Source organism: Paenibacillus sp. IHB B 3415, from assembly GCF_000802655.2.
Taxonomy (GTDB): Bacteria; Bacillota; Bacilli; order Paenibacillales; family Paenibacillaceae; genus Paenibacillus_AQ; species Paenibacillus_AQ phytohabitans.
On sequence record NZ_JUEI01000128.1, the window covers coordinates 1 to 11685 of the forward strand.

The window sequence follows — 11685 nt, forward strand, 5'->3', positions numbered from 1 at the left end:
CCGATATCTTCCGTTGATCTAATGTTAGGTTTCTTGCAAGTGTACTGGCTCAGCAGCATTATTCTTGTATTTCATACAACAATCCTCCCTATCACCCCGCAATCCATGAATCAAAGTTGCAAAACGTACAACATTTTTGTCTACAGTACTTCCTAAGGACTCTCCACTCTGCTGCTAAAGAATCAAGTGCAAGGCATCGCCAGTCCCGCAGTGACTGACAAGTAAAGGCGGTTTATATATATTTCTGCAGCTTCTGCTTCACGCGCATCGCTTTGTTAAGATGGACGAAATTATGCCGTGTGGCAGGCATCAGCACCAGTCCGGCAAGGGTTTTGCCGCTCCAGTAATCGAGCAGCCACTGCTCGGTTTCCAGGACGGCTTTTTCCTCCAGCACCCTGCTGAACTGCGCCGGAGTGGCTTTGCGCCCGAATTGCCCCGGCTGCACAGCGGAAATGATGGAGCGTGTTCTGATTGCTACAGCACGCCGGTATGCCGCTAATGCCCCGATATTCACCTCTGCACTAAATGCAGCCACTTCCTGATCATTCATTCCATTACCGGAGTGGATGAACGGGGTCTGCAGGCTATCTGCATAGTGCTCTGAATGAAGCACCTGGGCACGGTCTGCACCAAGGATGTTCATGGTGATGTCCTCGATGCGCGCGCTGTGCCATATATGCCAGACTATAGAGTTATGGCTGCCGGGCGTATGTACAGGATAGCTGCGCAAAGTTGGCTCTAACAGATTGTTCCATAAGGAATCCTCGAAACCAGGCTGTTCCCCGCTGCTTATTTCAGCAGCATACAGGGCTGAATGCAGCTTCAGGAATAAAGCGGCAGCTTCAGCATGCGCTTCAGGCTTTACGATGATCCCCGACAAAAGCTTATGGTCCCCGCTCCAGCTCTTACGTTGTTGCTCCAGACTCATTTGTTTTCCCCGCTTTCCGTGTAATTCATATTTTGGACCCGGGAAGTCCACAATAAACGCAAACTTTTGCCGGTGGCATCCCGGAAGAAGTGAAAAAATAATTACTTTTTCAGAAAATTTCTGCAAGTTATTGACGAATAAATAGGTAAATAGTAAAATAGTTCGTATGCGAAGTATTATTTCATATTGGGCGATTGGAGGGATTGAGGTTGGAGGAAAAGGAAAAGCAATTGGACGATATTCTGTCCTCTTTCCGCTGCATCAACCATAATTTCCAGCAGCTTTTGTGGAAGGACGCAGAAGAGCTGAAGATTACATCCACCCAGCTAATGGTATTGCGTAAGTTGTCGGCACATCCCGATATCGGTATCACTGAGCTTGCAGACCTGCTGCATCTTGGCAACAGCGCGGCAAGCGGAGTGGTGGACCGGATGGTGAAGGCTGGACTGATTACCAGAGAACGCTCGCAGAGCGACAGACGTATATTTAAGCTGGCGATGACCGATAAGGGCAAGGAGATCCGGGAGTTAAGCAAACAGTCTCTGCGCAGGTATCTACAGCCACTGGCTAATATACCTGCTGAGGATGCCGGAGAACTGCTGCGGTTACATGGTGAAATCATCAAAATTCTAGAACAAGGGAGAGACAAAAAGAAGCTATGAGTACAATTACTGCTGACGCTGCATCGTCCAAGACGATCCGCAGAGGTCCGATTATCGCAGCGCTCCTGATCGGCGCCTTCGTGGCGCTGCTGAATCAGACACTGATGAATGTGGCGCTGCCCAAAATGATGGAGGACCTGAAGATCGCCGCCAATACGGCACAATGGCTGACTACAGGGTTCATGCTGGTTAATGGTGTGCTGGTGCCAATCAGTGCTTATCTGGTAGAGAAATTTACGACCCGCCAGCTCTTTACGACGGCGATGATGTTATTTTCCATAGGTACACTGGTTTGTGCAATAGGATCAGGCTTTGAAATGATTATGGTCGGCAGAGTTATCCAGGCGGTAGGTGCCGGGATTCTGATGCCGCTGATGAACATTGTGTTCCTGCGCATCTTCCCGATTGAAGAACGCGGCAAGGCCATGGGACTTATGGCGGTTGCGATGATTTTTGCTCCGGCAGTCGGACCTACCTTGTCCGGTTGGGTGGTTCAGAACTACTCCTGGCGCGTGCTGTTCTACATCGTGCTTCCGCTGGCGATCTTCTCGATGCTGCTTGGCATGAAGACGATGCAGAATGTAGGCAAACTGACTTCTCCGAAGCTGGATAAGCCGGGTGTGATCTTCTCGACCCTGGGCTTTGGCGGCTTGCTGTATGGCTTCAGTGACGCCGGAACGGATGGCTGGGGCAGCACCACGGTTATCCTCTGTCTGATCCTGGGTATTGTCTCCCTGGGGCTGTTCGTATGGCGTGAGCTTACAGCGGATAAGCCGCTGCTTGAATTCCGCATTTTCCGCTACAACATGTATTCACTCACTACGGTAATTAACATTATTGTGACTATGGCTATGTACGCAGGTATGATCCTGCTGCCGATTTATCTGCAGACGATCCGCGGATTTACACCTATGGAATCCGGACTGATGCTGCTGCCGGGTGCCATCCTGATGGGTATTATGTCTCCGATCACCGGAATTATATTTGATAAAATCGGCGCAAGATGGCTGGCGGTTATCGGCCTTGCCATTACAGCCATTACGACCTGGGAATTCAGCCAGATCAGTGACAGCACAACCTATACACATCTGATCCTGACTTATACTGCGCGGATGTTCGGGATGTCCATGCTGATGATGCCCATTGTAACTGCTGGTCTGAATCAGCTGCCGCAGCGTTTGGCTTCGCACGGTACGGCAATGTCCAACACCCTGCGGACCGTAGGCGGTGCACTGGGTATGGCGCTGTTCGTCAGCCTGATGACCAACCGTACGAAGAGCAACATTACCGATGCACTGACAAGCGGTGCGGTATCGCAGACCGATAAGGCGGCGATGCTTAAGCTTACGCAGGAAGCAACAATTAACGGGATTACCCATGCGTTCAGTGTAGCTACCTGGGTGACAGTTCTTGCCCTGGTGCTGGCGTTGTTCATCAGAAAGACTTCTCCGCAGCCGGATTTCCTGAAGACGGAAGAAGAGGCTGCAGTACAGCCGCAGCCTAACAAGGTGAAATCGCAAAGAGCTTAATTGTATGAACAGGCTATAATTTCAAAAAAAGGGACTATCCGCAAAGCCGTAACGGTTTTGCCGGGTAGTCCTTTTGTTGTCCGTTTACAGCCTCAGCTAACCCCGGCTCCCGTGCTCCAGCGCTTCAGCTGCGGCAGGGAATGCCCCAGCATTTGGCGGGCGGCAGCTTCATCCATCCCTTCCTCCACCAAGTACCCGGCACAGAGATCGGTCATCTCCTGCAGAGTGATATCCGGCTGCTTGAATTCACCATTCTCATAACAGTAGATACAATACTCCCCCGTTTTGTTGCCTTCCTTGTCGCTGCCCTGCAGCTCTGTTTCGTTAACCGGCATTCCGCAGCTTTGGCAGAACAAGCCTTCCGTTTGTTTCATTGACGCTGTTTCCATATTACACACTCCTCAGGGTTCTGGTTCAGTAGGTGTTTGCCGCCTCTTCCTGTCCAGTATAAGCCGGCATACCTGACAGCATAGATTCAGGTTCATGTGCGGGTTGTGGAAAAAAGATACTATCCCCTTCTTTGTTCAGAAGGGTGTGCAGGCTGCGGCTGCGGGAGGCTGGAGGCGTATTTGGCTGCAACGCCTCCGGCTAGCTCGCCTATTCTCCGGCGGATATGTTCCGGCCCAAGCACCTCCAGCACGGTTCCGAAGCTTAGCAGGAAACCGAACAGCCAATCATTCTCAGGATAATGGACGGTAAGGGTGTACCCGCCGCGGTCATCCTGCTGCAGCTCCTCGGAGTCGAAATACTCTTCCGCAAGATGCCTGCCTTCCGGTGCAAATTGAAGCCGGATCGGCTGGATATTCTGCGGTTCTTTCCAGCCGTCCGTCCAGGGCAGATCATTTAGCGGAATATCCTGGCGGGTATAGTGCCGCTTCTCCTTCACCAGCGCTTTCATCCGCAGCAGCTTGAAGAGCCGGAAATCCCGGCGTTCTGTGCAGAAACCGTATAAGTACCAGCTTTGTCCTTTGAGTACAAGGGTGTAGGGTTCAACGGTACGCGTACTTGCCCGGCCTTCGGCCGAGATGTATTCGAAGGAGATGACGGTATTTTCCTCCAGCGCCTCTTTAAGAAGGCTGATCCGCTCCTCCAAAGGGCCCATCAGTCCCCAAGGGGAGAGATCAACGATCATCTGGGTGGTTTTGCTGCGGAAGGCAGCTGTCTGGGAAGGGGGGATCACACTGCTGATTTTCTCCATTAACAGCTGGTGCCCTTCACCGCCATAAGAAGAGACGCTTTGCAGTGCGCCGAAGATATCGGCCAGCTCACGCTCGGATAGAACATTACGGTCCAGCCGGTAGCCTTGCATGAGGCCGATACCGCCCCCGGCCCCCTGATACGTGACGACAGGAATACCTGCGGTATTAATGCTGTCTATATCGCGGTAGATGGTGCGTACGGAGACTTCGAACATATCGGCCAGCTCCTTGGCCTGAATCAGCGGCCGGTTCAGCAGCAGAATGACAATGGAGAGGAGACGGTCTATTTTCACAGAAATGCACCTGCTTTCAGGTTAATGGTCTAAGCTTAGCAAATTGTCTGAAATAAAGCATTGCTCCAAATTTCATATTATATTATTATCTAATTAGATATTCATATAATTTAATGAGGGGCTAATGTTATGAGCACGAATACAGGATCACTTGCGGGACGCAATAAAGGCTATCAAAGGCTGTTTGCAGCCGGGTTAATCAATGGTATCGGCGACCGTTTCAGCAGTATTGCTATGCTGGCCCTGGTTCTTCATTTGACCGGGTCGGGAATGGCCGTAGGGATATCGCTTGGCGTGCGGGTGCTGCCTTATCTGTTCATGGCACCGCTTGGAGGGTTGCTGGCTGGCAGACTGCCACGCAAAACAATCATGATGGCTGTGGATTTCCTGCGTGTCCCGGTAGCCTTGTCTTTGCTCTGGGTAGACGGGGAGCATAGGCTGTGGCTGGTGTATGCCGGCAGCTTTGTGATGGCAGCGGGTGAAGCCGTCTATAGTCCGGTGCGCAAATCTTCCATCCCGCTGCTGGCAGCGCCGGAGGATTTGCTGCGGATCAACGGCCTGGAACAGCTTTTGAACGGCTGCGTGCTGATTCTTGGCGCCTTTACGGGAGGGATTGTCTCGCTGTATTTCGGCCCGGATATGGCCTTTGTTATGAATGCTGTGTCGTTCCTGGCGGCAGGACTTTTGATAAGGGGTATTCATTATCCCAAGCAAGCACTTGCCGGAGATGCAGGCCGGGAGTCAACACCGCATACTGAAGGCGGAAATCCTACCTTAGGCTTGTCTGTCAAAAGGACACGGCGGCGGGCGCTGCGTACAGTCCTTGGAGGCAGTCTGGTACTGCAGATTGTGCTCTGTTATGAATTGCTGGTGCCGGTGATCAATGGTTGGGATAATGTGCTGATCAGCGTATATGCTGTGCAGGTATTTCATGCGGGAGACAGCGGGGTGGGGGCGTTCTACGCAGCGCTTGGCATCGGGCTCAGCCTGAGTTTCTTTGCCGGACGTTTATTCCGCAAAAGGCTCTTAGCGGTAGCACTGGGCGGTCTGCTGCTCGAGGGCATTCTGCTCATGATGATTAGCAGCAGCGGTCATTTCGCTGCAGCATTTCTGCTGTACATTCTGTTATCATTGGCCGGAGGGATTGGCAATGCCTGTCTGGATACGCTGGTGATGAGAGAAACGCCGCCTGCGCTGCAGCCGGCCGTATTCGGCCTGCTGGCGGCAGTAAGCGGATCCTTGCTGGGTCTGTCCATGTTAGGAGCAGGCTGGCTGCTTGATTATGTGGAGCCCAGAATGCTGGGATTCGCGGGCGGGGCGGGTTTTGCTGCGATTGCGCTGTTGCTGGGAGGTTATTACCTGCTGCGAAGCAAATGGAATAAGCGGTACAGGGAGTCCCGGCCTTAATGATCTGAAAGAATCAGCGGCTTTTGGAGGTTTCTTTGACCTTGACCTTTACTTTGACCTTCGTCTCCAGCGGAGCAGCGGATTTGCGCCGGGACAGCCGGAGAAGGATGGCATTCCGGTAACGGTACATCACAATCAGCGCAGCAATGGCTGCGGCAAAGAGGGCAATCCAGAGGGCATAGGTTTCGATTAAGTGGAAAATGCCCATCCACTGCGGTCCGAAGATTTTGCCGATACCCAGGAATAGCAGTACCCAGAACAAGGCGCCGCCATAGGCGTACATTGCAAATTTGCGGAAAGGCAGTGAGATAATACCGGCGAAGTAGCCGGTGAAATGGCGGACGCCCGGAACGAAGTAGCCGATTGAGATCAGCACGCTGCCGTACCGCTCGAACCAGCGCTGGGTCTTTTCCAGCTTGGCCGGAGAGAACATGAACCATTTGCCGTAACGCTGGATGAAGGGCAGCCCGGCCCTAAGCCCAATGAAATAAGTAATGGTCATGCCAACTGTGGTCCCTGCAAAAGCTACGATAACCAGCGTGAAGAAATCCAGCCTCCCGGTATAGGACAGAAACCCGGCGAAGGCCATGGTAGTCTCTCCGGGAAAAGGTAGAGCAATGAATTCCAGCAAAAGCCCAAAGAACAATACGCTATATCCATAGCTGGCGAACAATTCCTGTATCCATTTCAGCATTTCCATACATTCATCACTCTCCGAAGGCTGCGCGCCTGATTCTATTTTGAAGCTTGTCTTCATACAATCTACCAAATGGCGTGAAAGCGCCAATAGAATGCTGGAGGTAGAGAAGATGAAGGAAAGCCGGGAAAATCGTATCCGCCGGTATATGATCCGCGGGTTGCTTGTTATGGCAGTGCTTCTAAGTATGTCAGCCCTTGGGGGCAAGGGGCAATCCCCGGCTTCATGGAGGACATTCTCCCTGCAGGCTGAAGCAGGCAGTGCAGCATCTTTACTCTCTAAGAATAATCCTCCGGAGGTCCCGGTGCAAGATTTGCCGCCGGCTGCAGTCAAGATTGCGGAAGCAGAGCCGCTGCAGTCCCCCGGTTCAGGGGGTTCAGCTTATGCACCCGCCACCGATCCGCAGGCTTCTACCCTACAGAAAGTATCTGCCGCTGCGGACAAATCTAATCAGGAAGCTAAGCACAGCAAGGCAACACGGGTCGTCTACCTTACATTCGATGACGGGCCAAGTGCGGTTACTCCCCGGGTACTCAAGATATTGCAGGAGCAGGGAGTGAAGGCTACCTTCTTCGTGCTGGGGGAGCAAGCTGCCAGCCGCCCCGAGCTGGTCAATGCCATCTGGGAGCAGGGGCATGCCATCGGCAATCATACCTATAACCATAATTATCATGATCTCTATAGCGGATTCACGGAGTTCTGGCGTCAGATCAAACAGACAGAGGAAACGGTCAGAGGCATTACAGGGGTTCGTCCGCAGCTGGTCCGTGCACCGGGAGGCACCTTTGGCCATTTTGACAATACTTATTTTTATCTGCTGAAGCAGGCGGGCTATGAGGTGATGGACTGGACCGTAGACAGCGGAGACTCCAGCCGCCGGGGAGTGCCTGCCGCAGAGATCCTGCAGCATTCGGTTGCTGATCTGGACTCCCGGAGTGTTGTCCTGCTGCTGCATGACGGGTCGGGCCATGAGCAGAGTGCCAAGGCGCTGCCGGCCATTATTGAACGCTACAAAGCCGCCGGTTATGAATTCGGCTTACTTAATGCGCAGAGTGAGCCGGTACAGTTCAGAGTGTCGGCTCAGGCAGCGGCACTGCAGCGGGTGAAGCCGTCCAAAGCCTGGATCTCGGCGAATATTGTTCCGAATGCTGAACTGTTTGCACCCGGCAAACCGCTTGCTCTGGAGGTAGGCAGGCTGGAGACCATCCTGAAGCCTGGAGAGTACAACCTTAGAAACGGGCAATATTTCGTACCTCTCCGTACCGCCGTGGAACGGCTGGGCGGGCAAGTCGGCTGGGATACGGCTACCCGCAGCGGACAGGTAAGCTGGAATGGACGAACAGTGAATGTAAATTCAAAGAAACAGCAGATGGAAGTCGTCCAGCCGGACGGAGCGGTGGAACTCAAGACAGCAGAGATACAGCTCATAGGTTCTTCCCTATGGGTATCCCTGCGGGATTTGCTCGAAGCCACAGGGCATCCGCCGCTTGCGGCCAGTGTAAATGCAGAAGAGCGCAGAGTGAAGGCATTTTGAACCGATGTTTCAGCCGTTGATATAAATATCCGGGAGAGTCGGGGCTAAAAAGAATTCCCTGAATGTCTGGGCACCCTTTTTGATGGGAAGAATAGATAGTAATAGGCTCCCGGAAGCCGAATAGCCAGTGAAATTGCGGCAGGCGGGGAGCTAGTCTATGACCGAAGGAAGGGTGTCATCCTTGTCCTCTTCATCATTGATAGATCAGATCAAATATGAGCATGGAAAGCGGGATAGTTCCGGGAAATCTGCGGCTGCGTTCCTGTCCCGCCGGCGTGTCCGCAGCACTATGCAGGAGTGGGCGCGGATGCTGCTTTTAACTGCATTAACCTTGGGGTTATATCTGTGGCGGGGCGGGGAATCACTGCTGCTGCTCCTGACGGCTGGCGTAATTGTAATGTCCGGCGGGCTGCTCATGCATCTCTGCGGTCCACGGAGGGTAGCCGTTCTCCGCACAATAACTCCCGCACGTCCATCGGCCGGGGATACCGTTACCGTTAAGGTACAGATCAGCTTTGTCTCCAAGATCCCGCTTCCCTGGATAGTTGTTGCCGATTACTGGAGTGAAGGCAGCCATCAGGAGCTGCTATTCCCCGGATTCCGGCGCTCCTTCACCTATTCGTATGAACTGAAGTCTGTTCCCAGAGGGATCCACCAGCTTTACGGCTGCGGTGTCACCTGGGGGGATCTGCCTGGTTTGTTCACTGGCGGCTGTCAGCCGGGCGGCAAGGAGAGCTTCAAGGTGCTCCCGAAGGCGCTGTATCTGGCCGGCAGCTTACCGGATAACCGTGTAATGCCGGGAGACCGGATGCTTCCCGGACGGGGGAAGCAGGGAAGTGCAGAAGCAGCGGATATCCGTGACTATGCTCCCGGTGATCCGCTCAGCCGGATTCACTGGAAGAACAGCGCGCGTAAGGGAACCCTACAGAGCAGAGTACCTGAACGGGAAGCCGGGCAAATGACCTGTATCGTGCTTGCCAACTGTCCGGAGGATTATGAGGTTCCTTACGGTGCCCTGGTACCGCGCGGGCAGCGCGCAACGGTTATGCCTGCTTTTGAACGGGCGGTGTCGGCGGCAATGGGACTGATGCTCTCTGCCGAACGTTCCAGCAGTTACCTGCAGCTCTTCAGCGGCGGCTGGCCGGAAGGGATGGCCAGACATGAAGGCCTGGGTCAAATTCCCGGCAGGGTACAAGACCTGCTTACGGAAATATCCCCAGCCGGCTCACAGAGTCTCAGCCGGCTGCTGGAGGATGCTTCGCGGGGCTGGATTCCCGGCATGACGGTGTCTGTCATTACCGGCCGGCTGGAAGAAGAGTCTGCCCGGACGCTTGCCCGCTTTTTGGTGCAGGGAATTAAGGTCGAGCTGTACTATGTCTGGGATCAGCCCTCTCCGGGCGGAGGACCGGCAGAAGATCCGGTACGGAGTTCAACCGGAACCAAGGAGGCCAGGGAAGGATTCCCTGAGCCTGTAGAGAGTTATCCGGCTGATAACTATAGCCCGGGTTCCGGCGGCAAGCAGCGTACATCGGGCACTATAGCCGGAAGTCTGATGCGGCTCGGTGCGCGGATCCATTGTCTTAACGATGTCTCTCCTGCACAAGGGTACAAGGGGGCGGAGTATTATGGATATCCGGGCCAACCGACATCCCATTAGGGTTACGCCAGCTGACTTAGGCGGCCCTATAATTTCACCAGGGGGCAGCAGGCAGCCGGAAACGGAAAGTACGGAGAACAGCTTCGCCGATAAAAGGGAGAGCAGTCCCCTGTATTATCGCGGGCTGTTCTCTTTGGCTATTATGGGAATGTTCACCCTGTGGCTGCTGCCGCTCAAGCGGCTGGCCGCATCGGCGGAGACCGCCGAGCTTCTGAAGCTCCTGATGCTCTCGGCTGCCGGACTGCTGTTATGGGGATGTATTCAGCTTCCCCGCCTTCTGCAGGCCTGCGGGCAGTTCCTCCTGATCTTCCTGACCTGGTTCTACCTGTGCGCGGCACAGGAAGGAACTGCCTGGCTGCGGCTCTATGCAGCAGACATCCGTGAGGATGCCCTCCTGCTCCTGTCAGGCCGGATTTCTGCCTTAAGTGAGGACAGCCGGCTGCTGATTCTGGTGCTTGGCTGGGGCCTGTTAGTGTCATCTGTCCAGCAGCTGGCTCTTTACAGGGGAAGTATCACCTTATTTACAGGTGTAACCCTGGTATATCTGCTGGCGCTCGATATGGTCTATGCTGTCGATACGTCCGGTGATGTACTGGTCTCAGCAGGGCTGATTCTCTGGATGCGGTCATTAAGCGGACTGCTCCGTCTGCAGGAACGGACAGGAAGCCACGCTCTTCCTTACGCCCGCTGGGGAATATGGGCGTTCTCTACAGCGGTGGCCGTGACGGTGGCAGCCTGGATAGGCGGGCAGGGACTTGGTGCCCGGCCGGTGGTCCCCATTACACTGCAGCCGGTTCTAAACAAGCTGGAGAATTGGGCGGAAACGCAAAGGCCCGGAGAATCTGCCGGACCTCAGGCTGCCAGCACCGGTTATAGTGCGGGAGACGGGGAGCTGGGAATGCCCTTGTCGCCCAGCAGAGAGGCCGTCTTTAGCGTAACCGCTGCCCGTCCGTCCTACTGGCGGGGAGAAAGCGTGGCCTATTATGACAGCCGCCGCTGGATCAGAAGCGGGGCGTCCTATGAACCGCTTAATTTAACGAGCCTCCCGGTTGCGGAGCCGGAAGCGGCCGGTCCAGAGCCGCTCATTCAGCGGATTCAGTTCGCGAAGCCTTCATCCGGCGGGCTTCCTCTCTTCAGCGCAGGCACGGCAGTCGATGTACAGAATATCCGGCTGGCCGATGGGAGCCAGCTTGGTTATGTGCTTGTGAACGGCGAGAAGAACAGCTTCCGGCTGCCGGAGGTCTCCGGGTCCGCCAAGTTAACGGAATATACGGTGAAGTCCGTGCTTCCGGAAAGTAATCCGGCTGTGCTGCGCAAGCTGCAGGGGATTGATCCTGAGCGGGTGAGCAATCTGTATTTGCAGCTCCCCGCAGCCGTGCCGGAGCGGGTGAAGCTTCTGGCAGAGCAGCTTACCGCTGCTGCGGCTAACCGTTATGATGCCGCTGCTGCGGTTGCAGATTATTTGCAAACAGGCTACACCTACACCCTGCTGACCCGAGTGCCGCCGTCCGGTGCGGATTTCGCCGACGATTTCCTCTTCGGGACCCGGCAGGGCTACTGCGTGCATTTCGCCACGGCGATGACGGTCCTGCTGCGCAGCAGCGGCATTCCGGCCCGTTACGTCCAGGGCTACGGCCCGGGGACGCTTGTGGCCGGCTCCATGCCGCAGCGCTACAATGTGACCGGCGGCGATGCCCACGCCTGGGTCGAGGTCTATTTCCCCGGCGCCGGCTGGGTCCCCTTCGACCCCACGCCTGCTGCCTCCGCCGCTGCCGCAGG

The 11685-nt window shown here is 54.8% G+C and carries 10 protein-coding genes; 6 read left to right on the forward strand and 4 right to left on the reverse strand.

What is annotated here, in order from left to right; all coding sequences use genetic code 11:
- Positions 1 to 232 precede the first annotated feature (232 nt).
- Positions 233 to 928 (reverse strand): hypothetical protein, encoded by a 696-nt coding sequence (locus QW71_RS34370; protein WP_039310057.1) that lies wholly within the window; start codon positions 926 to 928, stop codon positions 233 to 235.
- Positions 929 to 1137: 209 nt separating this feature from the next.
- Between QW71_RS34370 and QW71_RS34375 the strand changes: the two genes are divergently transcribed.
- Positions 1138 to 1590, forward strand: coding sequence for a MarR family winged helix-turn-helix transcriptional regulator (locus QW71_RS34375; protein WP_039310060.1), 453 nt, complete (start codon positions 1138 to 1140; stop codon positions 1588 to 1590).
- Positions 1587 to 3119 (forward strand): DHA2 family efflux MFS transporter permease subunit, encoded by a 1533-nt coding sequence (locus tag QW71_RS34380; protein ID WP_039310063.1) that lies wholly within the window; start codon positions 1587 to 1589, stop codon positions 3117 to 3119. Before QW71_RS34375 ends, QW71_RS34380 begins: the two co-directional genes overlap by 4 nt.
- 92 nt (positions 3120 to 3211) lie before the next feature.
- On the opposite strand, the gene QW71_RS34385 is transcribed toward QW71_RS34380, so the two are convergent.
- Both QW71_RS34385 and QW71_RS34390 read right to left on the reverse strand, forming a co-directional pair.
- Entirely contained in the window at positions 3212 to 3508 is a 297-nt protein-coding gene (locus QW71_RS34385) for a zinc ribbon domain-containing protein (RefSeq protein WP_083442844.1), read from the reverse strand.
- Positions 3509 to 3627: 119 nt separating this feature from the next.
- Positions 3628 to 4611 carry a YafY family protein gene (locus tag QW71_RS34390; protein ID WP_047014134.1) on the reverse strand — a complete coding sequence of 328 codons (984 nt, stop codon included), beginning with the start codon at positions 4609 to 4611 and terminating at the stop codon, positions 3628 to 3630.
- Positions 4612 to 4740: 129 nt separating this feature from the next.
- Here QW71_RS34390 and QW71_RS34395 point away from each other — a divergent pair, with 129 nt between their 5' ends.
- On the forward strand, positions 4741 to 6018 hold the full coding sequence (locus QW71_RS34395; RefSeq protein WP_039310065.1) for an MFS transporter: 1278 nt from the start codon (positions 4741 to 4743) through the stop codon (positions 6016 to 6018).
- 13 nt (positions 6019 to 6031) lie between these two features.
- Here QW71_RS34395 and QW71_RS34400 read toward each other — a convergent pair whose 3' ends face one another.
- A complete protein-coding gene (locus QW71_RS34400) occupies positions 6032 to 6718 on the reverse strand; it encodes a DedA family protein (RefSeq protein ID WP_039310067.1) in 687 nt (228 codons plus the stop codon).
- Positions 6719 to 6827: 109 nt separating this feature from the next.
- On the opposite strand from QW71_RS34400, the gene QW71_RS34405 reads away from it, so the two are divergent.
- The 3 genes from QW71_RS34405 to QW71_RS34415 all read left to right on the forward strand — a co-directional run.
- Entirely contained in the window at positions 6828 to 8249 is a 1422-nt protein-coding gene (locus QW71_RS34405; protein WP_039310069.1) for a polysaccharide deacetylase, read from the forward strand.
- 157 nt (positions 8250 to 8406) lie between these two features.
- Positions 8407 to 9906 carry a DUF58 domain-containing protein gene (locus QW71_RS34410; protein ID WP_083442845.1) on the forward strand — a complete coding sequence of 500 codons (1500 nt, stop codon included), beginning with the start codon at positions 8407 to 8409 and terminating at the stop codon, positions 9904 to 9906.
- A partial coding sequence (locus QW71_RS34415; RefSeq protein WP_039310073.1) for a transglutaminase family protein occupies positions 9875 to 11685 on the forward strand: 1811 nt, incomplete at its 3' end. The genes QW71_RS34410 and QW71_RS34415, both read left to right, overlap by 32 nt.